Source organism: Sporichthya brevicatena (assembly GCF_039525035.1).
In the GTDB taxonomy this organism is placed as follows: domain Bacteria; phylum Actinomycetota; class Actinomycetes; order Sporichthyales; family Sporichthyaceae; genus Sporichthya; species Sporichthya brevicatena.
Map to the genome: position 1 here is coordinate 40,238 of NZ_BAAAHE010000005.1, position 23,696 is coordinate 63,933.

A 23,696-nucleotide genomic window follows, 5' to 3' on the forward strand; every position below is an offset into this window, starting at 1 on the left:
CGCGACCCGTCGGTTAGAGAGGCACCACGATGACCTGGCCCACCGAGGACGAGGCCGCACTCGCGACCGAGGTCGCGCGTCTGCTCGAGCGCACCGCCTCCCGCGAGGACCTGAAGGCGGCCGTGCAGCCGACCGACATCCGGCACGACGTCGCCTGGAAGCAGCTGGCGACGCAGTTGGGTGCGGCCGGCCTGGCGGTCGCCGAGGAGCGCGGGGGCGCCGGCGCGGACGTCGGTGCGCTGGCGGCGGTCGCGGAGCAGATCGGCAAGGCGTGCGCGGCCGTCCCGTTCCTGTCCACCGCGATCGCCACCACGGCGCTCGCGGCGGTCGACGACACCGAGGTGCTGCCGGTCGTGGCGAGCGGCGAGCGCTCCGCGGTGCTCGCCGCGCCGCTCGACGGCTCGCCGGTGACGGTGACGGCGGTCGGCGGGACGCTGACCGGCTCGGTCGACGTCGTCGACGCGGCGACCGCGGACGTCCTCGTGGTCGTGGCCAAGGCCGCCGGCGGGCTCGCGCTGTTCGTGGTCGAGGCCTCGACGGTGCGCCGCACGCCGCTGCACACCCTCGACCTCGGTCGGCCGCAGGCCCGCGTCGAGTTCGACGGCACCCGCGCCCGTGAGCTGGCGGCCGACGCGAAGCCGGCGCTGCAGGCGGCCCGTCAGGTCGCGCGCCTGTTGCTCGCCGCGGAGAACCTCGGCATCGCCGACTGGTGCGTCCAGACCGCGGTCGAGTACGCCAAGACCCGCGAGCAGTTCGGCGTGAAGATCGGCACCTTCCAGGCCGTGAAGCACCTGTGCGCGGAGATGTTCTTCGCGACCGAGGTTGCCCGCGCGCTGCTGGTCTCCGCGGTCGACCTGTGCCGCGGGGACGTTCGGGGCCCGGCCCGGACCGCGCTGAACGCGGCCGCGGTCGCGTGTGCCGAGGCCGCCGCGCAGGCCACCCAGGGGGCCGTGCAGGTCCTCGGCGGCATCGGCTTCACGTGGGAGCACGACGCCCACCTGTACTTCCGGCGGGCCCGCGCCAACGCCGTCCTCACCGGGTCGACCGCCACCGTCAAGGACGCGCTGGCCGAGCTGCTGATCGCCGGCAAGGGCATCGCCGAGCCGGTGCGCGCGACCAGCGACGACGTCGCCGCGATCGCCGAGCGGGCCCGGGCGTTCTTCGCCACTCACGGCCACGCGCGCGGCCGGGACGCCGACGAGGCGGCCCACGTCGCCGCGGCCCGGGCGTTCCGCGCCGCCCTCGCCGAGGCCGGCCTCGCGGGCGTCACCGTGCCGACGGAGTACGGCGGCCAGGGTTTGTCGATCGCGCACGACACCGCGGTCGCGCTGGCCGCCCGCGGCATGCACACCTTCGAGGACGTCTGCGGGATCGGGATCGGCATGTGCGTCCCGGTGTTGCTGACGCTGGGCACCGAGGAGCAGAAGCGCGCCTACATCGGGCCGCTGCTGCGCGGCGAGCAGATCTGGTGCCAGTTGTTCAGTGAGCCCGGCGCCGGTTCTGACGTCGCGTCACTGCGCACGAAGGCCGTTCGCGACGGCGACGACTGGGTTCTCACCGGCCAGAAGGTCTGGACCACCTACGCCCACCACGCCGACTACGGCCTCGTGCTCGCACGCACGGACCCGGACGCCCCGAAGCACAAGGGCATCACGATGTTCGTGCTCGACATGAAGGCGCCGGGGATCACGGCCCGTCCGCTGCGTCAGATGACCGGCGACGCCGAGTTCAACGAAATCTTCCTCGACGAGGTCCGCGTCCCCAACAGCGCGATCGTCGGCGAGCTCAACGGTGGTTGGACCGCGGCCCTCGTCATGCTGATGAACGAGCGCGTGCAGATCGGGCGTGACCCGCTCTCGATGAGCCCGCCGGTCAATTTCGCGATGCTGCGGGACCTCATCGTCGAGCGCGGCCTGGGTGAGGACGCGACGGCGCGCACCAAGCTCGCCGAGGTGTTCGTCCTGGAGCGGGGTCTGCAGCTGCTCGGGCACAAGGTTGCGGCGTCCCTGAAGCCGGGTCAGGACCCCGGCCCGTTCGCCTCGATCTCGAAGATGGGTGCTGCCCAGCTCGCGCGGTTCACCACGCAGGCGGCCTTCGACCTCGGCGGCAACGCCGCGGCCGCGTGGTCCGGCGACGACCCGATGGCCGGGGTGTGGTCGTACTCGATGCTCGCGGCGCCCGCCCTCGGCATCGCCGGCGGCACCGACCAGATTCAGCGGTCGATCGTCGCCGAACGCGTCCTCGGACTGCCGAAGGGCTGACCCAGCCCGGGGCGGCGTTGTCCGCCCCGGGAGCCTCAGGCTGCTGGCTCGTCGGGTGCGGGGCGGGGGTGTTTTCGTTCACCGCGTTCTTGTGGTCTGTCGGGTTCGATCAGGGGTGGGATCTCGACGTCGTAGACGGCGCCGAGGCGGGTGATCCACCGGATCTTGCGGTCGGACAGGCGGATGAGTTGCCAGCCGCCTTTCGATTTGAGGTCGTGGTCGTGCTCGCACAGGGGTCCGAGGTTCCCGGCCAGGGTGAGGCCGCCGCGGGCGTGGTCGAGGGTGTGGTCGATCTCCGCGCGGGTGGCGGGGAGGCGGCAGCCGGGGCCTTGGCAGGTGGTCATCCGCAGCTGGGTGTCCCGGCGTAGCCCTGGGCGGGGGAAACGGCGCCGGGCGTCCTCGGGGTCGGTTTCCTGGTCCTCGGTCGCCGGGGGCGCGGTGGCGGCCTGGTCGGCGATGTCCTCCAGTACCGGCCACCACGGCGTCAGTGCCGGGCTGGTGAGCGTGCCGTCCAGCAGAGCTGCCAGCAGGCCGGCGGGAATCAGGAGGTCGACGATGCCGTGGTCGTCCGCCCGGCGCCGCTGCCAGCCGGTGGGGCGGGCGCCGACGAGCCCGGAGCTGGTCGCGTAGCCGTCGGGGCCGGTGACCGCGAAGCGCCACTGCCCGGCCGAGAGCTGGCGGACCAGGTCGCGGGCGTACTCGGCGTGGACCGGTCCCTGCCCGGCGAGCCCGGCCGGGTCGCGGTCCAGCCCGAGCAGGGTGGAGACCTTCGCGGTCAGCTGCACCCCGTGGTGCGGGGACCGCGCCACCGGCGCCGGCGCCGGCGCCGGATCCCGCTCTGCCTCCGGCTCGGGCTCCGGCACGTCGGTCTCACCCATCTCCGCGTCGGCGGGGCGGGTGGTGGCGAGGTGGGCCAGGATCTGGCCGTCGGTGAGGTCGGCGTAGGTGCCGTCGAGCAGGTTGAGCGCGATTTCCGAGCGCAGGTGATCCACCGGCCGCGGATCACCGTCCCGCTTCGCATCATCAGCCAGCTTGCGGACTCGGGCGATCGCACCGGCGACCCGGGCGGGGTCCTGGTTCTGCGCGGCCAGGGTGGCGGTGCCGTCCTCGTTGCGCCAGGAGATCACCCGCCGGTCCCGGTGGGCCTCGGCGAACCGTCGCTGGGCCCAGTCCGGGTCCAGCTGGATCCCGAGTGTGCGGCACCGGGCCCCGATCTGCTCACTGGTCCACGGGCGGTCGGCGTCGATCGAGCAGTGCTCGAGGACCTCGTCGATGACGGTGTGGGCGTGCTCGTCGCTCATGTCCCGGGTCCAGAAGTGGATCACCTTCGCGCGTTCGATGCTCAACTCGCCGGCGGCCATGGCGGCGTGCAGTTTCGGGAAGCGGTGGACGACGGCCCAGGCGAAGTCGAGCAGTTCGTTGCCCGAGTACGCGGAGATCCGCAGCGCGGTGCGGACCTCGTCGGCGCCCCAGCGGTCCGGGGCCGCCAGGCGCACGATCTCGTCCTCGGAATCCAGGGCGCGGGACCCGACCTCGGCCACCAGGCCCAACCAGACCGCGTGGGCGGCGTTGAGCTGCCGCTGGGCGGCGCGCAGCACCGCGACCGACTCGGCCCCGGTCATCGACGCGCACTCGCCCTCGCCGGGCGCGATACCCAACGAGATGCCCCACGCACTCGGCGTGGGTAACCCTGCTGCTGTCGATGTCCCCGTCATTACTGATGAACCTAGACGGCACCACCGACAGTCCGTTTTCGTCGACGCCTGGGTCCGCCGCGGCCCTGGATCCCCGGCGACGCAACGTCTCTGACACCTCATCAGCACCACCGGCACCTGCACAAGAGATGTCATCTCCAGTGCGCGTCGGGCCTGCACAAGAGATGTCATCTCCAGTGCAGGTCGTGTGAAGAAAGGGTGACACCCCCAAGTTCGCGGGGGGCCGTGCGGGGGCGTTCGAGCGCTACTTGAGCCGGTTCTCCAGCCACTGATCGGTCGCGCCCAGCATCAGGTCGACGTGCTGCTCGAGGATCGGGAAGTGTGACGCGCCGGGGATGCCTGCGCGCGTCACCTCCGCGCTCCCGAAGGACCGCAGGTCCTGCTGGATGATCGCCGGCGGCGGGAAGACGGCGTCCGCCGTGCCGAAGACGAGCAGCACCGGCACGTCGATCTCGCCGAGGCGCAGGACGTCGTTGCCGATCCCGGCCATCACGGACTCGATCTGGCCGCACGGGTCCGGCGCCGGGGCCGGGACGTGCCGGCGCACCTCGGGCGACGCCGTGTTGAAGTAGAAGGTCTCGAGGGAGTCCTTCGCGAAGTGCACGTAGTCCTTGAGTGCTCCGGAGTCACCACCCTCGAAGCAGCTCGTCGAGGCCTTGAAGACCTCCTCGGCGGCGTAGGAGCTGGCCGCGAAGTCGCCGAAGCCCTGGTTGATGACGCCGTCGACGTTGTGGAAGCTGTACGCCGCGATGTTGGCGATCATCCCGCCGACCGAGGACCCGCCGAGGAAGACCTTCTCGAAGGGTGCCGCGGTGCGTCCGGCGACCTGGTAGTCGCCGGCCCTGAGGGCGTCGACCATCTGGCCGGCCACGTCCGCCTCGGAGCCGAAGCACGTGCCGAGACCCGCGGGGTGGTCGCTCTTGCCGTAGCCGAGGCGGTCGACCGCGATCGAGACGTGGCCGAGTGCGGCGAGCGAGCGCGCGTAGTTGTGGCCCGGGATGTCGAGGTGGAAGTACTCGGAGGTCCAGGTGACCGCGTGCAGGTACAGCGTCGCGGCCCGACCGCCGGCGACCGTCTCGCGGGGGCCGATGACCACGCCGCGGATCGTGTAGTCCTTCCCGTCGCTCGCGCACGGGACCGTGGTCCGATTGGTGTTCTTCACCGCGAAGCTGATCGGCACCTCGACGATGTCGAACGGGTTCTGGGTGGAGGCGGCGGAGGCGGCGGAGGTCCCGCCCGGCGCGCTGAGCAGGCCGGCGGTCAGGACGCCGGCGACGAGGCCGGACAGAAGGGGACGCATCGGGCGATCATCTGTGTTTTTCTCAGGAGATCGCAATGGTCAGATTTCGGCGGTACCCCGGACGACAATATCCGGACACGATGACTAGACACTGTGTCTGGCCTGGGCCAGAATTGCCCGCATGTCCTCTGCGAAGCGCACCGTCGACGTCCTCGTGGTCGGATCCGGGCACAACGGCCTGATCTCCGCCGCCTACCTCGCCAAGGCCGGCCTCGAGGTCCAGGTCCTGGAGGCGTACCAGTCCCCGGGCGGTATGACGTCCACGACCGAGGTCGAGGACTGCCCCGGCTACAAGGTCAACGACGCCTCGATCCAGCCGTCGCTGTTCCGGACGACGACGATCATGAAGGACCTCCAGCTCGAGGAGAAGTACGGGCTGAAGATGCGGGTCATCGACCCGGTCCACCTGCAGCTGAACTACGACCACACCTCGCTCGGCCTGTGGCGGGACGCCCAGAAGACGGCCGACGAGCTGGCGTACTTCTCGAAGAAGGACGCCGCCGCGCTCAAGGACCTCTACTCGATCATCCACGCGGCCGTGGACATCGGTCTGCCGATGATGCAGACCTCGCCGACCCGGCCGGACCCCCGGGCGATCCTCGAGCTGGCCAAGCAGTCCCTCAAGCACCGCTCCGAGCTGCTCGCGGTCGGGCGGTGGATGCGGGCGACGGAGATCGAGGTCCTCGACGAGTCGTTCGAGTCCGACCCGATCAAGGCGTGCGTGCTGATCGGTCTGCCGTTCATGTCCTACGACTCGGACTTCTCCGGCTGGTCGCTGATCTACCTCGGCATCATCACCAAGTACGGCGTCGCGATGTTCGAGGGCGGCACCGGTGAGCTCCCGCGCGCGCTGATCGACCTGATCACTGACCACGGCGGCAGCATCCGCTGCAACGCCGAGGTCGAGCAGATGGTCATGCGCAACGGCCGCTGTGTCGGTGTCCGGCTGAAGAACGGCGAGGAGATCTACGCCCGCCGGGGCGTGCTGACCGCGTTCAGCCCGAAGCGCGTGCTGCGCGACATGCTCCCGCCCGGCACCCTGCCCCCGCACCTGGCGAACCGTGTCGCGAACATCCCGACCCGGTCGCGTGGGTTCGCCGACATGAAGCTCGACGTGCTGACCAAGGGTCAGATCCGCATGGACAAGATCAAGGCCAAGCGGAAGGACGACATCGACCCGCGGCTCCCGGCCAACGGCTACCACAACTACGAGCAGGTCAAGGCGGCGCAGATCGCCTGCAAGCGCGGCGAGATGCCGCAGCACATCCCGGGCCTGGCGCAGATCTCCACGGCGCTGCCGTCGAACGCGCACTTCGCCCCGCCCGGCTGCGACGTCTTCTGGTTCTGGTCGGGCCTGACCCCCAACGACCCGCACATGGGCTGGGAGGCGGCCCGCAAGCAGGCGGCCGAGACGATCATCAGCCAGAGCGACCACTACTACGAGGGCATCGAAGAGCTGCAGATCTACAGCCGGGTCCGCATGCTGCCCGACATCGAGGAACGCTTCTTCGCGATGGACGGGTCGGTCTACCACACGGACCCGCTGATCACCCGGTTCGGCCCGAACAAGCCGGCCGTCGGCTTCGCCGGGTACTCGACGCCGATCCCGGGTCTGTTCCTCACCGGCTCCGGCACGCACCCGGTCGCGGGCATCAGCGGCATGCCCGGCCAGAACGCGGCGAAGACGATGCTCAAGGTCTTCCGCCGCGAGGACCGCAAGGGTCGGTCCGCCGCGGTCGAGGAGGCCCGGTTCTGGGAGGGCGTCGAGAGCGCCGACGCCTACACCGGCTCGACGCCGCCGGCGACGTCCTAGTCCACGCAACAGCCGTCGGCATCTGTCCGGCGTCGTGAGAGAGGTACGAGACATGGCACCGGTCGACACCCTGGGGCAGGACCAGCCGGTCGGGGACTGGGGACAGATCGTCGGGACGGGGCTCACCTTCGCCCTGGCGTTCCTGGCGGTCGGGTACGTCCTCACCGTCGCGCGGCGCGACCGGATCACCTGGCCGTTCTTCCTGCTGCTCTCCGGTGGTCTCACCTGCCTGATGGAGCCGCTGTACGACCACCTCTACGGGTTGTGGTTCCACGAGGAGAACCAGTGGAACCTGTACGAGACGTTCGGTAGCTCGCAGCCGGTGTGGGTGCCGGCGGCCTACGTCGCCTTCTACGGCGGGGCGTCGGTGTTCGTCGCGCGGACCCTGATGCGCACCCCGAACATGCGCACGGTTTGGACGATGTACTTCGCGGTCGCCGCCATGGCCATCGCCGCCGAGATCGCCTACGTCAGCGTCTTCGAGCTCTACAGCTACCAGGACGACCAGCCGTACAAGTTCTTCGGCTACCCGCTGTTCCTCGGGTTCACGAACGCGATGTCGGCGCTGGTGGCGGGCATCCTCGCCTTCCGGATCGCCCCGATGCTGCCGCGGGCGCTGGACCAGGTCGCGCTGATCGCGATCGTGCCCGGCGCCTTCGCCTTCGGCCTGTTCGGCACGGGGATCCTGTACCTGTCGGTGCGTCACGGCTTCGAGGACCCGCCGATGCCGCTGGTCTACGTCGCCGCGTTGACGGTCCCGCTGGCGATCGCCTCGACCGTCCGGTTGCTCGGGATCTGCCTGGTGCGGACCGCAACCCCGACACCGGTGGAGTCGCGCCCGACGTCGGTGTCCGTCTAGCCGTGGGAGTGCGCGACCAGCTCACCCTGACCGGATCCGTCCTGCGGGTGGGGGCCACCGTCGCGTCCGAGCGGGCGCGGGGTCGTGGCCCCGTCACCGCGCCGGACGCCGTTCCTGCTCGCGTCGAGGACCTCACGCCGGAGTGGCTCACCGCGGCGCTGTGCCGGGAGCGGCCGGGCGCCCGCGTCGTCGGCGTCGAGCTCGGCGGTGGGTCCGAGGGGACGAGCTCGCGGCGGGCGCTGACGGTGTCCTACAACCACGCAGGGGCCGGTCTGCCGACCGCGGTCTACGCGAAGTCGACTCCGCGCTTCGTCTCGCGTGTGCTCGTCGGCGTCACCGGCGCGGCCGGGGCAGAGGCGCTGTTCTACGACCGCATCCGGCAGCACCTCGACATCGGTGCGCCCGCGGGCTACGCCGGTGCCTGGGACCCGCGCAGCTGCCGGTCGATGGTGCTCGCGGAGGACGTCAGCGTCACCCGCGGCGCGACGTTCCCTGACGCCGCCGTGCAAATCGACCGCCTCGGCGCGGAGAGCATGGTGCGCGAGATGGCGCGCTACCACGGCGCGCTCTGGGAGGACCCGCGGCTGGACCGCGAGTGGACGACGCTGCGCGACGCCCTGACGTGGCAGCGGAAGTTCAACGCCTCCACCGGCATGGACGCCGGGGCGGTGTTCGCGTTCCGCTTCGCCAGCGAGGAGATCCCGGCCGCCCTGCACGCCCGACGCCGCGAGGTCCGGCCCGCGTTCGCCCGGTCACTGGAGGTCAACGTCCGGCTGCCGCGCACCCTGTTGCACCAGGACGTGCACCCGCGGAACTGGTTCCACCTGCCCGACGGGGCGCTCCATCTCTACGACTGGCAGGGCATTGCGAAGGGCAACTGGGCGCTCGACGTCGCCTACGCGCTCAGCGCGGCGCTCGACGTCGAGGACCGGCGAGCCTGGGAGCGGGACCTGATCGCGCTCTACCTCGACGAGCTCGCCGCCGCCGGCGGAAAGCCGCCCTCGTTCGAGGACGGCTTCCTCGCCTACCGGCAGCAGATGCTGCACGGTCTGGTCTTCTGGACCTACACCCTGCTCGTCGGCAAGATCTCCGAGCTCCAACCCGAGACCTACGTCCGCACCTTGATCCGGCGTACGTCTCAGGCGGTCGTCGACCTGGAGACGCTCGACCTGCTGCGGAACTGACGCTACGTCGCGGGCAGCGGCTGCTCGCTCTTCGGAAGCATCCGGAGCAGCAGCGGCACCATGACGAGAAACCAGGCGCCGAAGACCACGACCGGGATGTAGAAGCCGAGCAGGCCGTTCCAGGCGAGCGGGCCGGACTCGAAGAGCGGGATGAAGCTCGGCGGCACGAGGCCGATCGCGACCCACAGGTTGAAGTACGCGACCCATCGCGGGACCAAGGGCTTCGGCATCTGCAGGATGATCATCGCGATCGCCGCGTACTGCAGGAAGAACGGCGCGGCCGGGCTGAAGGTCAGAATGAAGCCCAGGTCGTGCAGGGTCTGGGTGGTCTCGTTCGGCCCGTCCGGGCGGAAGCCGGCGACGGCGAGGATCAGGAAGTTGAAGCTGAAGTAGACCGTCCCGAAGACACCGATGACGGTCTGCGTGATCGGCATGACCGCATCCGGCGTGCACTTGCGCAGCATGACGCCGATCGCGAGTGTGAACGTCGCGTAGAGCGTGCCGCCCATGAAGCAGACGATCATCCCGGCCTGCTTGAGACGTTGGTGGTCGTTCCAGACCTCGGCCACCTCGGCGCCCGTGAGTTCGGGGGAGGGCGGCGGGAAGAACCCGGCCATCACGAACAGGCCGAAGAAGACCATGAGGACGCAGATCGGCCCGGTCCACACGAGGATCCGGAGGTTCGTGATCGTCGCTCGCGGGAGCCCCGCGAACGGGTGGGCGGGCGCGGCGGTGCCCGCGGCGGACTGTTCGAGAACCATCGACGCCTCCACGGGCGATGACAAATCGCGCCAGATGTAAACAGAACCGCTCTGTTGTACGCTCCGAGCTGTGCCACCGTCAACCCGCACCGCGCACTCTGCGCGGGCTCAGGCGCGCGAGCAGGTCCTCGCCGCGGCCCGCGCGTGTTTCCGGCGCGACGGCGTGAAGGCGACGACGATGGAGCGCGTCGCCCGCGAGGCCGGCGTCAGTCGCCAGTTGGTCTACAAGCTCTTCCTCGGACGCCGGGAGCTCGTCGAGGCCGCGGTGTCCGCCCGGACCCGCGAGATCGCCGACGAGATCGCGGCCGAGCATGCGACCGAGGGCCCGATCGCCGATGTCGCCGAGCTGTTCACGACGGTCTCGGTCGCGGTGATCGAGCGACTGCGGTGGGATTCGGAGCTCGCCGTCCTGCTCGCCCCCGGCGGCCCGATCACCTTGCACGAGGCCCTGTGGAGCGAGGAGCTCACCGAACGCGGCGAGCGGTTCTGGTTCCCGATGCTGGAACGGGCGCGGGCCGAGGGTCTGCTGCGTTCCGACCTCTCGACCCGCGACCTGTCCGACTGGCTGCGCACGGTCTACACGTCGATGATTCTCCGCCCGGACCTGCATCCGGACGACGAGCGCGAGATCATCCAGCGCTTCGTCCTGACCTCGCTCGCGATGGTCATGCGTCCGAGCTGACCGGCCGATGAAATTCTGGCGTCGTGACTCTGCTTCCTCCTGAGCTCTTCAACTACCGCGATCTCGGCGGCCACCCCGTGCCCGGTGGGCGACTGCGGACGGGGCTGCTGTTCCGGTCCAACGCCGTCGTCGGGTTGCCGCACGACATCGCTGCCCGTCTCGGGCTGCGCACCGCGCTCGACCTACGGGAGCCGGGGGAGAAGTCGGCCGAACCGCCGACCGCCGGCTCGGCGCAGGTGCACGAGGTGGAACTGATCGCGGCCGACCCGGCCGCTCCGCACAATCTGCGGCCGTTCACCTTCTGGTTGGCCGAGAACCGTGGTCACCTGCTGGCCGACGCGGTCCGCGTCCTCGCCCGCGAACCGCTGCCGACCGTCATGTTCTGCTCGTCGGGCAAGGACCGCACCGGGGTGCTCTCCGCTCTGGTGCAGTCGGCGCTCGGCGTCGCCGAGGACGCGGTGCTCGAGGACTACGCCCGGACCGAGAAGTTGATGCCGTCGGACTATCTCGCGCTCGCTCTCGAACGGTCCCGTCGCGCCGGCCTGCCCGCGGACCAGTCGCTCGACGACTTCGGATCCCCGCCCGATCTCCTCGCCGCCGTCCTCGCCGGGATCCGGGAGCGGCACGGCGACGTCGCCCAATACCTGGTCGACCACGGGTTCGCCCCGACCGACCTCGACCGGCTGCGGGAACACCTCGTCGAGTCGTGACTGTCCCTCAGGTCAGTTTGTCGGCGCAGACCTTGTTTGCGCGGAGGTGGTGAGGAACAGTTCCGGGGCAGGATCGGTCGAGCTCAGGAGACGACGATGTCCACCTCGGGTCCACTGCCCACCGCCCTCGACGGGATCACCGCCGACTGGCTGACTGCCGCCCTGAGTGTTCGTGCGCCGGGGACGGTGGTGCGCTCGGTCGAGGTGGAGTCCGTCATCTGGGGGACGGCGACGAAGGTGTTCCTCCGTGCCGAGTACGAGACCTGCCCGCCGGACGGGCCGCCGGCGGCGCTGTGTCTCAAGGGCGGGTTCGACGACACGATGCGGGCCGTCGCCGGGATCGGGTACCAGGTGGAGGCCCGGTTCTACCGCGACATCGCCGCCCTGCTCGGTGACGCCGTCCCGCGGTGCTGGTACGCCGCCGAGGACCCGGCGGGCAACCAGGGGCTGGTCATCGTCGACGACCTGCGCGACACCGGCGTGGTCTTCGGCGGGCCTTCGGTGCGCTTCGACGTCGACCAGGTCGCGCAGGGCCTTGCGACGCTCGCGTCCGTCCACGGGCGGACCTGGCAGCGCCGGGGCGTCGGGTCCCTCGACTGGCTGACCGTCGGCTCGATGCTGTTCCGTCCGGTGGTCGAGAGCTTCCTGACCCCCGCCCACTGGGACGCGTACCAGCAGCTACCGCAGACCGGCGCCTTCGACGACGCCCTGCGCGACCGCGATCGTGTCGACCGCGCCGTGCACCTGCTGTGGGCGTCCGACGACGCCGCGCCGCTCTCGGTCTCGCACGGCGACCCGCACGTCGGGAACACCTACGTGCCCGCTGACCGCGTCCCGCGCTTCCTCGACTGGCAGACCACCTGTCTCGCGCCGTGGTCCGACGACGTCGCCTACTTCCTCGTCGGCGCGCTGGAGGTCGAGGACCGCCGCAAGCACGAGGAGGACCTGCTCCGGCACTACCTCGACGCGCTCGCCTCCGCCGGTGGCGAGGCCCCGTCGCACTCCGAGGCCTGGGACGCCTACCGGCGCCACCACCTCCACGGCCTGATGTTCGCCCTCTGCCCGCCGGAGATGCAGCCCGCCGAGGTCTGCCGGCAGATGGGGGACCGCTACGCCACCGCCGCCCTCGACCACGGCACCCTCGCCCTCGTCCTCGGCGACTGAGCACGTCGACGGGAGTGCACAAGAGATGTCATCTCCAGTGCAGGCGACGGCCCCAGCCGGCCTGCGTGTGAAAAAAGGGTGACACCCCTTACTGCGCAGTAAGGGGTGTCACCCCTAGTGCCTAATGGGTTTAGATTCGGCCTGTGACTCGATCCGAGCCGGCGACCTTCGGCGTCGCGATGCCGTTCTACGACCACCAGGCGGACTACGAGTCCCTGCTGACGTTCGCGCGGCGGGCGCACGAGCTCGGGTTCGACGGGCTCTGGGTCTCGGACCACCTCGTGGTCGGGCCGCCGCCGGAGAACTCGCGGACCTGGTACGACGTGCCGACCCTCCTCGCGGGGCTGGCGGCGCACGTCCCCGGCATGACGCTCGGGACCGACGTGCTGATCGTTCCCTATCGGCACCCGTTCCTCGCCGCGAAGATGCTGGCCACGCTCGACGTGATCAGCGGCGGCCGGCTGATCGTCGGGGTCGGGGCGGGGCACTCGCAGCACGAGTTCGACGTCCTCGACGCTCCGTTCGCCGGCCGCGGCGAGGTCATCGACGAGTACCTCCAGCTCTGGAAGGCCGTCTGGACCGACGGGCCCGCCGTCTTCACCGGCAAGCACGTCCGGCTCGACGAACCCGAGCTCGGGCCGCGGCCGATCTCGAAGCCGCACCCGCCGATCTGGGTCGGTGGCAACGGCCCGGCCGCGATCCGCCGCGCAGCGACGCACGGCGACGGCTGGCACCCGCTCGCGCTCCCGCCCGAGGTCTACGCCGCCGGTGCCGCGCAGCTGGCCGAACTCGCCGACCGTGCGGGCCGGCCCACCCCGACTCTGTCGTACAGCGGCTACTTCGGCGAGATCACGCCGAAGCCCGTCGACACCGACCGCCGCGTCCCCCTGACCGGCGGCGTCCAGCAGGTGCTCGACGACATCGGCGCCTACCGCGACCTCGGCGTCACCAACGTCGTCTTCCGTCTCGCCGCACCGCACCTGACCAGCGATCAGATCCTCGACCAGCTCGAACTGGTCGCGACCGACGTCCTGCCCCACGCCCGATAGGAGCCCCCTCGTGCCCACCGCCCTCGCCGACGTCCCGCCGGAGCTGCAGACCGACTTCGACATCTACGACCCGTCGCTCGCGGCGCCGGTCGACCGCGTCCAGGAGGAGCTGGCGGCGCTGGCGAAGCGGGGCCCGATCCTGTACTCCAGCAAGCACGGCGGGCACTGGATCGTCCTCGGCTACGACGAGGTCCACGAGGTTCTGCGCGACCCGGAGCGATTCTCCAGCTTCCCGAACAACATCATGCCCCACGGCGGCGAGAAGACCCTGCCGCTCGAACTCGATCCGCCGGAGCACACCGCCTACCGGCACGCGCTGCAGCCGCTCTTCAGTCCTTCCCGCATGCGCGCGCTCGAGGAGCAGATCCGCACCACCGTCACCGAACTGCTCGACGGGTTCGCCGCGCGCGGCGAGGCGGAGTTCGTCTCCGAGTTCGCCCACGAGCTGCCCGCGCGGGTCTTCCTGTCGCTGATGGACCTGCCGCTCGAGGACGCTCCGCTGTTCACCGAGGCGACCAACACCTACATGCTCGGCAAGCCCGGGGCGTCGGAGGAGGAGTCCAACGCCGCCCGCGAGGACGCCATGTTCCGGATGTGGAGCTACTTCGGCGCCCTCGTGGCGGAGCGGAAGTCGCGCGCGGTCCCGGGCGACGACGTCACCAGTCAGATCATCTTCGGCGACGTGACGATCGACGGCGTTCCCCGCAAGTTCACCGACGCCGAGTTGCAGAACATGTTCTTCCTGCTCCTGATCGCTGGTCTGCACACCGTGCAGGGCTCGCTCGGCTGGGCGGTCCAGCACCTGACCGAGCACCCCGACCAGCACCGCAGCCTCACCGAGGACCCGGCGCGCATCCCGTCGGCCGTCGAGGAGATCCTCCGCATCGAGGCCGCCGTGCACCCGGGGCGCCGCGTCGTCACCGACACCACCCTCGGCGGGGTCGCGCTGCGCGCCGGTGACCAGCTCCTGCTCAGCCTCGCCGCCGCCAACCGCGACGGCCGGCAGTTCGACGCCCCGGAGAGCTTCGACGGCACCCGCGAACCGAACCGCCACCTCTCGTTCGGCTCCGGCCCGCACCGCTGCCTGGGCTCGCACCTCGCCCGCGTCGAGCTGCGGATCGCACTGGAGGAGCTGCACCGCCGGATCCCCGACTACCGCCTGGCCCCCGACGCCGTGACGCTCTGGCACGCGAGCCAGGTGCGCGGCGTCCTGCAGTTGCCGATCGTGTTCACCCCCGAGGCCTGACGGCCGGTGTGACGCACTCGGGTTAGGTCCATTCTGGACGGTTGTGGTTCGATCAGGGGTTACCAGCGAGTAGAAGCGAGGAGAGCCCGTGGCTTTGTCGACCCGGTTCACCGACCTGTTCGGGGTGGAGCACCCGATCGTGTGCGGGGGTATGACCCGCGTCGGGACGCCCGAACTCATCGCGGCGGTGGCGAACGCCGGCGCCCTCGGGTTCATGCCGGCCCACAACTCGCCCACCCCCGAGGACCTGGTCAAGGACATCGCGCGGGTGCGTGACCTCACCGACCAGCCGTTCGGCGTGAACTTCACGATCCTCCCGGCGCGGCAGCCACCGCCGTGGGAGGAGTACATGCGCGCGACGGTCGAGAGCGGCGTTCAGGCGATCGAGACCGCGGGCCAGAACCCCGAGCCCTACCTCCCGCTGTTCAAGGAGGCCGGGGTCAAGGTGCTGCACAAGTGCACGAGCGTGCGGCACTCCCTCAAGGCCGAGCGCATCGGCGTCGACGCGGTGAGCATCGACGGCTTCGAGGCCGCGGGGCACCCGGGTGAGGACGACGTCCCCGGCCTGGTCCTGATCCCGGCCCTGGCCGACAAGATCGGTATCCCGTTCATCGCCTCCGGCGGCTTCGCCGACGGCCGTGGCCTGGCCGCCGCGCTCGCGCTCGGCGCGCAGGGCATCAGCATGGGCACGCGGTTCATGTGCACCGTCGAGGCGCCGATCCACGAGAACGTCAAGAACCAGATCGTCGCGAACGACGAGCGCAGCACGAACCTGATCTTCCGCCAGCTGCGCAACACCGGCCGCTACGCCAAGAACGGCGTCACCGACGAGATCGTCCGCATTCTCAACGAGGGCGGCACGTTCGAGGACGTCGCGCACCTCGCCTCCGGCGAGAAGGGTGCGGTCGTGCTGCAGACCGGCGACCTGGAGGCCGGCGTGTGGTGCGCGGGGCAGACCCAGGGTCTGATCTCCGACATCCCGACGGTCGCCGACGTCGTCACGCGCATCGTCGCCGAGGCCGAGTCGGCGCTCGACCGGGTGGCGGCGCTGCGGCGGTAGTTGCCACCCGCCGCACGCGGTTCACACCGTGAGGGGCACAGCACCGGAGACGTGCTGTGCCCCTTGACGATTCGCCTGAAATCTATACCCTGTAGGTAACGCACACAGGTATGGACTGGTCAGTGGCTGTGTGCTTACCTAAAGGAGTAAGGTTTTGTCCGAGGAGCTCGCTACAGGAGTCGGGATGGACGAGGTCGCTCTCGATCGGGAACGCCGCATCCGCCGGGCGCTGCAGTTGCTGCGTGAGAACACCACCGACAAGTTCGACGACACGCTCACCTTCACCGCCGGTGAGCACGTCGACCCCGTGGTGGCCGAGCGGGAGCGCGAGCTCATCTTCGGGCGTGTTCCGACGATCGTGGCGCACAGCAGCGAGATCCCGCAGCCCTACGACTTCGTGACGCTGCAGCTCCCGCGCAACAAGGTCATCGTCGCCCGCCAGCCCGACGGTGGCGTCAAGACCTTCGTGAACCTCTGCCGGCACCGCGGCGCCCTCCTCGAGGAGGAGAGCTTCACCGGCTGCGGCCGGGCGCGCCTGTTCTCCTGCCCGTACCACCGTTGGTCGTACAACATCGACGGCTCGCTGCGCACGATCACCCGCGGCACCACCTTCGGTGACATCGACAAGTCCAAGCAGGGCCTGATCGAGCTCCCGACCGAGGAGCGCCACGGCTTCATCTGGGTCGTCGACAACGCGAACGCCACGATCGACGTGCAGAACTGGCTCGGCCCGGACATGGACTCGATCCTCGAGGGCTACGGCCTGGCCGACCTGGTCGCCGTCCGCGCCGAGGGCTTCGACGAGCCCGTCAACTGGAAGATCATGCAGGACGCCTTCCTCGACGGGTACCACATCGCCTACGCGCACCCGAACACCGCGGCGAAGCACATCCACACCAACGTCATGGCCTTCGAGGACTTCGGCCGGCACTGCCGGTTCATCGCTCCCCGTAAGACCATCGACAAGTGGATCGACGTCGACCCGCCGGAGGACGAGAGCCTGGTCCCGCACGTCACCGAGACGCAGTTCCTCGGTCCGTGCCACACGCTCCTCAAGCAGCCGGATCACTACCAGTTGCTGACGTTCCGCCCCGACCCGGTGCACCCGGACCGCTCCTACATGGAGATGCGTCTGATGGTGCCGCCGCAGGAGCGCACGTCGCTCACGCCGGAGAAGTGGCAGCGGCTGTGGGACAAGAACTGGGAGATCCTGCTCGCCGTCCTGCACGCCGAGGACTTCCCGCTGCTGCGCGCCTCGCAGACCGGGATGGGCAGCAAGGACGCCGGCACGATGGTCATGGGTCGCAACGAGACCGCGAACCAGGTCTTCCACCGCGAGGTCCGGCGGATCATGGCCGCGGCGGACGACGAGATCGCCCCGCCCCTGCCGGCGATCTCGGCGGGCGTCGTGGCGCCGCCGGTCGTCGAGACCCCGGTCAAGTCCTGACCTGCCGACGCGACGTCAGAAACGTTGAGGTAGAACCACTTCGATGATCACGGTCGAGGTACGCGACGAGCTGTCCGAGGAGGAGAGCGCCGAGCTGTCGGCGCTCATCTCCTCCTCCGCCGTCTACGACGAAGAGGCTGGTTTCTCGACGGTCGACCTGCAGGCCGACCTCGACGACAACCATGAGGTCTTCCAGGTCCTCGCGCGCTCCACGCCGGGGTTCCACGGGTCGGAGGAGACCCCGCTCGTCGCGTACTTCCGACTGTCCGTCGACCGGGCCGGTGGTGCCGTGGCCCAGATGCTCGTGAAGCCGGAGTTCCGGTCCCTCGGCATCGCCACGCTCATGATCGAGACGCTCGCCGACCGTCCCGGCGACGGCTTCGCCGGGACGGGAGCGGTGAGCATCAGTTGCTGGGCGCGCGGGAACCACCCCGCCGCCGAGCGCATGTCCCGCCGTTTCGGCGCCGAGGTCGAGGGCGCGACCTGGATCCTGTACCGCGGTTCGGAGCAGCTGACGGTCGATCCCGCTGACGAGGGCGCGGTTCTGAGGGCCCGTCACGACGGCTTCGTGCACGACCAGACGGACGTCCGCTACGTGTGGCGCGTCCCCGCGGTCCCGCTCGTCGGCTGACGCCCGTTCGTCGAAGCGGTGCGGTCAGCCGACGCTGACGCCCGCCTGCGCCATCGCGCCGCGGAGCATCGCGCGGACGACCTCGGCGAAGAGTTCCTCCGTGGTGTTCCACGGGTTCGCGGCGACCGCGCGTGCCAGGTTGGTGTCGGTCGCGGGGTTCAGCGCGGGAAACGGCGTGCTGCGGTTCTCGGCGCCCTTGGTCGCCGTGATCAGCGCGGCGCCGACGGTCAGGGTCTCCAGGCCGTCGAGCACGAGCGCATGCACCTCGACCGGCACGCCGGCCTCGGCCAGCAGCTCGGCCGCAGCGTCGTAGAGCACGGAGAGCTGGTCACGCGGGAGGAACTCCAGCAGGATCGGCGCCACGTTCGGGTGCTTGAGGATCGTCCGGCGGAAGTTCACCGCCTGCTCGACGAACCAGTCCATCCACCGGTCCGGGTCCCGCTCCTTGGGGAACGGCGTCTGCCTGACCACGAGGCGGGCGACCTCGGCCATGATGTCCGCCCGGTCCGCGAAGTGGTGGTAGAGCGAGGGCGCCCGGACCCCGAACTCCCTGGCCAGCCGCGGTGTGCTGCACGCCGCCAGGCCCTCGCTGTCGATGATCCGCAGGGCGGCAGCGACGACGGAATCACGGGTCAGCAACGGCTGGGACGGGCGTGCCATGAGGGCAGTATGCCCTACTACCTGAAGGTTTCTGACCAAACGAACGTGATGTTTGCGCAGGTCGGAGCCCTTGGACGGAATAACCTACAGTGATAAGGTTTAGGCAGCCGAAGCGAAGGATGCTCTCCGCCCATGCATCGCTATCTGAACTTCGTCGACGGTGCCTGGAGCGACAGTGCTGCTCCGCGCCTCGACGTGGACAACCCGTCCACCGGTGAGGTCGTCGCGACCCTGCCGGACTCGACGACCGCGGATGTCGACGCCGCGGTCGCGGCCGCCCGCCGTGCCTTCGTCGACGGTCCCTGGGCACGGATGTCGCCGGCCGACCGCGCCGACGTCGTGCGCGCCCTCGCCGCTGCGCTCGAGGCCCGGTTCGACACCCTGGCCGACGGCCTGGTCGCCGACACCGGGACCACCGCCCGCCTGGCCCCGATGCTGCAGGCCGGCGCCCCGCTGGCGCACCTGCGGGACTTCGCCGAGATGGCTCCGCTGCTGAGCGAGCCGGTGCCGTTCCCGATCCAGACCACCCCCGGCCTCGGCCAGTGGGAGTTGCACCGGGAGCCGCTCGGCGTCGTCGCCGGCTTCACGGCCTACAACTTCCCGCTGTTCCTCGCGGTGTGGAAGGCCGCGCCGGCGATGCTCGCGGGCAACACGGTCGTGCTCAAGCCGTCGCCGCTCACGCCGTTCGGCCTGAACGCGCTCGCCGAGGCCTGCCTCGAGGTCGGCCTCCCGCCGGGCGTGCTCAACATCGTCCACGGCGACCGCATCGCGGGGCAGGCGCTCGTCGCGCACCGCGACGTGGACCTCGTGACCTTCACCGGCAGCACCGAGGTCGGCAAGGCCGTCATGGCCGCGGCGGCCACGACCGCCAAGGAGGTCATGCTCGAGCTCGGGGGCAAGTCGCCCGGGATCGTGCTCCCCGACGCGAATGCGGAACTCGCGGTCCGGGGAACGCTGTTCAGCAGCATGATGAACAGCGGCCAGGCCTGCGTGGCCACCACCCGGATGCTCGTGCCGGACTCGCGCTACGACGAGTTCTGCGAGCTCCTGGCCGAGCGCGCCGGTGAGATGGTCCTCGGCCCCGCCGACGACCCGCTGACCGACGTCGGCCCGGTCATCAGCGCCCGCCAGCGCGAAAAGGTGGAGAAGTTCATCGCCACCGCCGTCGAGCAGGGCGCCCGCGTGCTCGTCGGCAACGATCGGCCCGACGGCCTCCCGGCCGGCGGGCACTACGTGAGCCCGACCGTGCTCGTCGACCTCGACAACGACAACGTCGCGGCCAAGGACGAGATCTTCGGCCCGGTGCTCTCGGTCATCCGGTACTCCGACGTCGAGGACGCGATCCGCATCGCCAACGACAGCGAGTACGGGCTGGCCGCCTCGGTCTGGGGCACGGACCTGGGGCGCGCCCGCGACGTTGCGAGCCGCGTCCAGTCGGGTCTTTGCTGGATCAACGACGTCGCCCAGGCCGACGTGCGACGGACCCCGTTCGCGGGCAAGAAGCAGAGCGGTGTCGGCTCCGAACTGGGCACCGACGGTCTGTACGCGTACACGAAGACGAAGAGCCTGTACACCGCGCTCGACGCGGACATCGACGCCCGGCCGTACTCCGCGGTGGGCGGTGAGTGGGAGTGACACAGATGAAGGTCGACATCGACCGCGAGAAGTGCGCCGGCCACGGCCGTTGCTACGTCTTCGCCCCGGACGTGTTCGAGCCGGACGACGAGGGCTACGCCGTCGCCATCAACAAGACCCCCGGCGAGCGCGACCGCGACGCCGTGCTGAAGGCTCAGCGCAACTGTCCCGAGCAGGCTGTCATCGTGGACGAGACCACGAAGAGCGAGGTGGCGTGATGACCGACGTGATCGCGGAGCCGCAGGCGGGCGGCTGCCCGTTCAAGACGGCGGACTCCCCGGAGATCCAGACCGACTTCGACATTCACGACCCCAACCGGGTCGAGACGGTGCACAGCGACTACGCCGAGCTGCGCGAGCGCTGCCCCGTCGCCCGTTCCACGAAGTGGGGCGGCCACTGGGTGATGACCCGTTACGAGGACATCATGGAGGTCATGCGCAAGCCGGAGATCTTCTCCAGCGAGTGCGTGAACATCCCGCCGACCATCGGCCAGGACGGGCCGATGATCCCGCTCGAGATCGACCCGCCGGACCACACCACGTACCGGCAGATCATGACCCCGCTGTTCTCGCCGACGCGTATGCGCAAGCTCGAGCCGGAGATCCGCGCGCTGGTCCTCGAGCTCCTCGACCAGATCGGCGACGCGACCGAGATCGACTTCATCGACGCCTTCGCCAAGGAGCTCCCGACCCGGGTGTTCCTCAAGCTCATGGGCTGGCCGGAGACCGACGCCGAGCGCATGAACGACTGGGTCGACCGCATCGTGCTCGGTCTGCCCGGCGCGTCCGAGGAGGAGAACACCGCCTTCCGCATGGAGGCCGCGCTCGAGACCTACGGGTACTTCGCGGAGATGATCGACGACCGCATCGAGCAGCGCGACAACGAGGGTCAGCGCGAGATCGACGCGGACACCGCCGACGTCACCGACGTCCTCGTCAACGCGAAGTTCGGCGACCGTGAGCTCACGCAGTTCGAGATGCTGAACATCTTCTTCCTGATGATGATCGGCGGCCTGCACACCGTGCAGGGTCAGCTCGCGCACAGCTGGATCCACCTCGCGCAGAACCCGGCCAAGCGCAAGGAGCTCGTCGATCACCCCGAGCTCGTCTCCGCGGCCGTCGAGGAGATGCTCCGCCTCGAGGCCGCCGTCGCCGGCGCCCGCGTGGTCAAGGAGGACGTCGTCGTCGGCGGCGTGCAGCTCAAGGCCGGCGACCGCGTCCTGATCCCGCTCGCGGCCGCGAACCGCGACCCGGAGAAGTTCGAGAACCCGGACGACATCGACTTCACCCGCGAGCCGAACCCGCACGTCACGTTCGGCGGCGGCCGACACCGTTGCCTCGGTTCGCACCTCGCGCGCATCGAGCTCAACATCGCTTTCGAGGAGTGGCACAAGCGGTACCCGGACTACCGGCTGCACCCCGAGAAGCCGTACAAGAAGCACCTGAGCCAGGTCCGCGGCGTCGAGAGTCTGCCGCTCCTGCTCAACCAGTCCATCTGACCGGCCCCCTGCCACACACACACGGGAGAACCCAATGGCAGTCAAGCTCGGAACCGTCGACTTCTACCAGGCCATGGCCGATGCGCTGAACAGCGATCCGGAGTGGGCCGACAAGGGCAAGAACCTCAACTACCGCATGGTCTACAACTACGAGGCCCCGATCGAGGGCTCGTTCCACGCGAAGTTCGAGAACGGCAAGGTCATCGAGGTCCGCGACGCGTCGCCGCAGGACGCCGAGGAGGCGGACTTCGTCATCTCCGGCTCGTCCGACACCTGGGCCGGCGTCTTCAAGAAGGAGATCAACCCGACGGTCGCCCTGACCCGGGGTCAGCTCCGCGTCCGCGGCAAGATGTCGCAGCTGCTGAAGAACATGTCGGCGTTCCAGTACGTGATCACCGCCATGACCCAGGTCGAGTTCGAGTAGGTCTGCAACCTTGACGACGCTCCAGCGCTTCGGGCTCGAGGGCCCTTCCCACAACCGGCACGACGAAGGCCACTGGGACGGCCTGCGAGCGGGTGAGCTCCGGATCCAGCGCTGCACCTCGTGTGCGCGCTGGATCTGGATCGCGCAGCCGCTGTGCCCGTCCTGCCACACCTTCGACCCGGGGTGGGAGGCCGTCGAGCCCGTGGGCGTCGTCTACGCCTGGACCCGCACGCACCGCGCGTTCCACCCGACCGCCGAGGTGCCGTACACGACGGTCCTGGTCGAACTGCCCCAGGCCGGCAACACCCGGATCCTCGGTCTCTACACGGGGACCGAGGACCCGGTGATCGGCTCCCGGGTGGTGGGGACCTTCGAACCCGCCCCGGACGAGCAGAGCTGGCCCCTGATCCGCTGGAGTGCGGTATGAGCATCCGCGGAGCAGCCGCCGTCGTCGGCGTCGGGCAGACCCCGTACTACAAGCGCAACACCGCGCCCCGCAGCACGCGGGGTCTGGTCGCGGAAGCCGTGCTCGACGCCGCGCGCGACGCCGGCATCGACCCCCGCGACATCGACGGCTTCGCCTCGTGGGGCGACGACCCCACCGAGGGCACCCACCTCGCGACCGCCCTCGGCGTGCGCGAGCTGCGCTGGTCCTCGCTCGCCTGGGGCGGCGGTGGCGGCGGGCAGGTCCCGTCGATCCTCCAGGCCGTCGCGGCGATCGCGACCGGCATGGCGAACTGCGTCGTCGTCTACCGCGGCATGAACCAGGCCGAGGAAGGCCGGCTGCCCTACGCCAAGGGCCACTTCGACACCCAGTACTCCGCGCACGGGATTCTCACGCCGGTCCAGACCTGCGCGCTGCGCACGCAGCGGATGCTCGAGATCGACAAGGTCCCGCCGTCGGCGCTCGAGGCCCTCGCGCTCGCCGGCTACCACCACGCGCAGAACAACCCGGGCGCCGTGGCCTACGGCCAGCCGCTGGACGCCGAGGCCTACCGCGCCTCGCGCCTGATCTCCGAGCCGCTGCGCCTCAACGACTGCTCCCGCGAGAACGACGGCGCCGGCGCGATCCTGCTGGTGTCCGCCGACCGTGCGAAGGACACCCGCGGCAAGCCGGCCTACGTCCTCGGCGGTGTCCAGGGGTTCGTCGCCGGCTGGGGCGAACTGACGGAGAACCACAATCCGTACACCTCCAACGGCCTGCTCCCGCCGATGGTCGAGCGGCTGTGGCGCGAGTCCGGGGTCGGGGTCGACGACGTCGACGTCACCCAGGTCTACGAGAACTTCACCGGGCCCGCGGTGGCCGCGCTCATCGACGTCGGTCTCGTGCCGGCTGGCCCCGCCGCCGGCGAGGTCATGACGCTGGAGAACCTGACGGTGGAGAAGGGTCGCCTGCCGATGAACACCGCCGGCGGCAACCTTGCCGACGGGTTCGTCCACGGCATCGGCGTCGTCCTCGAAGCGGTCCGCCAGATCCGCGGCGACTCCCCGAACCCGGTCGCCGACGCGAAGGTCTCGCTGCTCCTCGGCGGCCCGATGGCCCCGCAGGTCGGCGCGATGTTGTTCGGTTCCGCCGACGCGCTCGCCTGAGGCCGTC

22 protein-coding genes are annotated in these 23,696 nt (G+C 70.1%); 18 read left to right on the plus strand and 4 right to left on the minus strand.

Translation table 11 applies throughout. The features are described 5' to 3' along the window. Positions 1-29: 29 nt before the first annotated feature. Positions 30-2,261: an acyl-CoA dehydrogenase family protein gene (locus ABD401_RS02480; RefSeq protein WP_344601225.1), complete on the plus strand. Its 2,232-nt coding sequence runs from the start codon at positions 30-32 to the stop codon at positions 2,259-2,261. Positions 2,262-2,296: 35 nt separating this feature from the next. Here ABD401_RS02480 and ABD401_RS02485 read toward each other — a convergent pair whose 3' ends face one another. Together ABD401_RS02485 and ABD401_RS02490 are read right to left on the minus strand one after the other, a co-directional pair. Continuing rightward, positions 2,297-3,883, minus strand: coding sequence for an HNH endonuclease signature motif containing protein (locus ABD401_RS02485; RefSeq protein ID WP_344601284.1), 1,587 nt, complete (start codon positions 3,881-3,883; stop codon positions 2,297-2,299). 337 nt (positions 3,884-4,220) lie between these two features. Further along, positions 4,221-5,276 carry an alpha/beta hydrolase gene (locus ABD401_RS02490; RefSeq protein WP_344601227.1) on the minus strand — a complete coding sequence of 352 codons (1,056 nt, stop codon included), beginning with the start codon at positions 5,274-5,276 and terminating at the stop codon, positions 4,221-4,223. 121 nt (positions 5,277-5,397) lie between these two features. Here ABD401_RS02490 and ABD401_RS02495 point away from each other — a divergent pair, with 121 nt between their 5' ends. The 3 genes from ABD401_RS02495 to ABD401_RS02505 are packed head-to-tail and all read left to right on the plus strand — an operon-like array spanning position 5,398 to position 9,132. Continuing rightward, positions 5,398-7,089, plus strand: coding sequence for a phytoene desaturase family protein (locus tag ABD401_RS02495; protein WP_344601229.1), 1,692 nt, complete (start codon positions 5,398-5,400; stop codon positions 7,087-7,089). A gap of 52 nt (positions 7,090-7,141) precedes the next feature. Next, complete coding sequence (locus ABD401_RS02500) at positions 7,142-7,948, plus strand: hypothetical protein (RefSeq protein WP_344601231.1); 807 nt, start codon at positions 7,142-7,144, stop codon at positions 7,946-7,948. A gap of 2 nt (positions 7,949-7,950) precedes the next feature. After that, complete coding sequence (locus ABD401_RS02505; protein ID WP_344601233.1) at positions 7,951-9,132, plus strand: hypothetical protein; 1,182 nt, start codon at positions 7,951-7,953, stop codon at positions 9,130-9,132. Between the two features lie 2 nt (positions 9,133-9,134). Here ABD401_RS02505 and ABD401_RS02510 read toward each other — a convergent pair whose 3' ends face one another. Then, the gene (locus tag ABD401_RS02510) at positions 9,135-9,893 is read right to left on the minus strand and encodes a hypothetical protein (protein ID WP_344601235.1); all 759 of its coding nucleotides are present in this window, start codon (positions 9,891-9,893) and stop codon (positions 9,135-9,137) included. A 70-nt stretch (positions 9,894-9,963) separates the two neighbouring features. Here ABD401_RS02510 and ABD401_RS02515 point away from each other — a divergent pair, with 70 nt between their 5' ends. The 8 genes from ABD401_RS02515 (at position 9,964) to ABD401_RS02550 (ending at position 17,882) form a co-directional block, all read left to right on the plus strand. Next, positions 9,964-10,575 carry a TetR/AcrR family transcriptional regulator gene (locus ABD401_RS02515; RefSeq protein ID WP_344601237.1) on the plus strand — a complete coding sequence of 204 codons (612 nt, stop codon included), beginning with the start codon at positions 9,964-9,966 and terminating at the stop codon, positions 10,573-10,575. A 23-nt stretch (positions 10,576-10,598) separates the two neighbouring features. Next, positions 10,599-11,285 (plus strand): tyrosine-protein phosphatase, encoded by a 687-nt coding sequence (locus ABD401_RS02520; RefSeq protein ID WP_344601240.1) that lies wholly within the window; start codon positions 10,599-10,601, stop codon positions 11,283-11,285. A 96-nt stretch (positions 11,286-11,381) separates the two neighbouring features. After that, a complete protein-coding gene (locus ABD401_RS02525) occupies positions 11,382-12,449 on the plus strand; it encodes an oxidoreductase family protein (RefSeq protein ID WP_344601242.1) in 1,068 nt (355 codons plus the stop codon). 143 nt (positions 12,450-12,592) lie between these two features. Continuing rightward, positions 12,593-13,498 (plus strand): TIGR03619 family F420-dependent LLM class oxidoreductase, encoded by a 906-nt coding sequence (locus ABD401_RS02530; protein WP_344601244.1) that lies wholly within the window; start codon positions 12,593-12,595, stop codon positions 13,496-13,498. 10 nt (positions 13,499-13,508) lie between these two features. Beyond that, on the plus strand, positions 13,509-14,744 hold the full coding sequence (locus ABD401_RS02535) for a cytochrome P450 (RefSeq protein ID WP_344601246.1): 1,236 nt from the start codon (positions 13,509-13,511) through the stop codon (positions 14,742-14,744). A gap of 94 nt (positions 14,745-14,838) precedes the next feature. After that, complete coding sequence (locus ABD401_RS02540) at positions 14,839-15,804, plus strand: NAD(P)H-dependent flavin oxidoreductase (RefSeq protein WP_344601287.1); 966 nt, start codon at positions 14,839-14,841, stop codon at positions 15,802-15,804. 184 nt (positions 15,805-15,988) lie between these two features. Beyond that, complete coding sequence (locus ABD401_RS02545) at positions 15,989-17,251, plus strand: aromatic ring-hydroxylating oxygenase subunit alpha (protein WP_344601248.1); 1,263 nt, start codon at positions 15,989-15,991, stop codon at positions 17,249-17,251. 43 nt (positions 17,252-17,294) lie between these two features. Then, positions 17,295-17,882: a GNAT family N-acetyltransferase gene (locus tag ABD401_RS02550; protein ID WP_344601251.1), complete on the plus strand. Its 588-nt coding sequence runs from the start codon at positions 17,295-17,297 to the stop codon at positions 17,880-17,882. Between the two features lie 24 nt (positions 17,883-17,906). Here the strand turns inward: ABD401_RS02550 and ABD401_RS02555 are convergent, their stop codons facing one another. Then, complete coding sequence (locus ABD401_RS02555) at positions 17,907-18,542, minus strand: TetR/AcrR family transcriptional regulator (protein WP_344601253.1); 636 nt, start codon at positions 18,540-18,542, stop codon at positions 17,907-17,909. A 132-nt stretch (positions 18,543-18,674) separates the two neighbouring features. On the opposite strand from ABD401_RS02555, the gene ABD401_RS02560 reads away from it, so the two are divergent. Genes ABD401_RS02560 through ABD401_RS02585 form a run of 6 tightly spaced genes read left to right on the plus strand, consistent with a single transcriptional unit; the run spans position 18,675 to position 23,689 of the window. Continuing rightward, positions 18,675-20,177, plus strand: a complete 1,503-nt coding sequence (locus ABD401_RS02560; protein WP_344601255.1) for an aldehyde dehydrogenase family protein — start codon at positions 18,675-18,677, stop codon at positions 20,175-20,177. A gap of 5 nt (positions 20,178-20,182) precedes the next feature. Continuing rightward, on the plus strand, positions 20,183-20,395 hold the full coding sequence (locus ABD401_RS02565) for a ferredoxin (RefSeq protein WP_344601257.1): 213 nt from the start codon (positions 20,183-20,185) through the stop codon (positions 20,393-20,395). Next, the gene (locus ABD401_RS02570) at positions 20,395-21,675 is read left to right on the plus strand and encodes a cytochrome P450 (RefSeq protein ID WP_344601259.1); all 1,281 of its coding nucleotides are present in this window, start codon (positions 20,395-20,397) and stop codon (positions 21,673-21,675) included. Before ABD401_RS02565 ends, ABD401_RS02570 begins: the two co-directional genes overlap by 1 nt. A 34-nt stretch (positions 21,676-21,709) precedes the next feature. Next, positions 21,710-22,099 carry an SCP2 sterol-binding domain-containing protein gene (locus ABD401_RS02575; RefSeq protein ID WP_344601261.1) on the plus strand — a complete coding sequence of 130 codons (390 nt, stop codon included), beginning with the start codon at positions 21,710-21,712 and terminating at the stop codon, positions 22,097-22,099. Between the two features lie 10 nt (positions 22,100-22,109). Continuing rightward, positions 22,110-22,526, plus strand: coding sequence for a Zn-ribbon domain-containing OB-fold protein (locus ABD401_RS02580; protein WP_344601263.1), 417 nt, complete (start codon positions 22,110-22,112; stop codon positions 22,524-22,526). Then, positions 22,523-23,689 carry a thiolase C-terminal domain-containing protein gene (locus ABD401_RS02585; RefSeq protein ID WP_344601266.1) on the plus strand — a complete coding sequence of 389 codons (1,167 nt, stop codon included), beginning with the start codon at positions 22,523-22,525 and terminating at the stop codon, positions 23,687-23,689. Before ABD401_RS02580 ends, ABD401_RS02585 begins: the two co-directional genes overlap by 4 nt. Positions 23,690-23,696 lie beyond the last annotated feature (7 nt).

Coding starts and splice junctions, on each gene's coding strand:
- ABD401_RS02490 (WP_344601227.1), bottom strand. CDS start 5,276: ATGCGTCCCCTTCTGTCCGGCCTCGTCGCCGGCGTCCTGACCGCCGGC.
- ABD401_RS02585 (WP_344601266.1), top strand. CDS start 22,523: ATGAGCATCCGCGGAGCAGCCGCCGTCGTCGGCGTCGGGCAGACCCCG.
- ABD401_RS02485 (WP_344601284.1), bottom strand. CDS start 3,883: ATGACCGGGGCCGAGTCGGTCGCGGTGCTGCGCGCCGCCCAGCGGCAG.
- ABD401_RS02570 (WP_344601259.1), top strand. CDS start 20,395: ATGACCGACGTGATCGCGGAGCCGCAGGCGGGCGGCTGCCCGTTCAAG.
- ABD401_RS02525 (WP_344601242.1), top strand. CDS start 11,382: ATGTCCACCTCGGGTCCACTGCCCACCGCCCTCGACGGGATCACCGCC.
- ABD401_RS02560 (WP_344601255.1), top strand. CDS start 18,675: ATGCATCGCTATCTGAACTTCGTCGACGGTGCCTGGAGCGACAGTGCT.
- ABD401_RS02545 (WP_344601248.1), top strand. CDS start 15,989: ATGGACGAGGTCGCTCTCGATCGGGAACGCCGCATCCGCCGGGCGCTG.
- ABD401_RS02510 (WP_344601235.1), bottom strand. CDS start 9,893: ATGGTTCTCGAACAGTCCGCCGCGGGCACCGCCGCGCCCGCCCACCCG.
- ABD401_RS02480 (WP_344601225.1), top strand. CDS start 30: ATGACCTGGCCCACCGAGGACGAGGCCGCACTCGCGACCGAGGTCGCG.
- ABD401_RS02495 (WP_344601229.1), top strand. CDS start 5,398: ATGTCCTCTGCGAAGCGCACCGTCGACGTCCTCGTGGTCGGATCCGGG.
- ABD401_RS02550 (WP_344601251.1), top strand. CDS start 17,295: ATGATCACGGTCGAGGTACGCGACGAGCTGTCCGAGGAGGAGAGCGCC.
- ABD401_RS02555 (WP_344601253.1), bottom strand. CDS start 18,542: ATGGCACGCCCGTCCCAGCCGTTGCTGACCCGTGATTCCGTCGTCGCT.
- ABD401_RS02500 (WP_344601231.1), top strand. CDS start 7,142: ATGGCACCGGTCGACACCCTGGGGCAGGACCAGCCGGTCGGGGACTGG.
- ABD401_RS02565 (WP_344601257.1), top strand. CDS start 20,183: ATGAAGGTCGACATCGACCGCGAGAAGTGCGCCGGCCACGGCCGTTGC.
- ABD401_RS02575 (WP_344601261.1), top strand. CDS start 21,710: ATGGCAGTCAAGCTCGGAACCGTCGACTTCTACCAGGCCATGGCCGAT.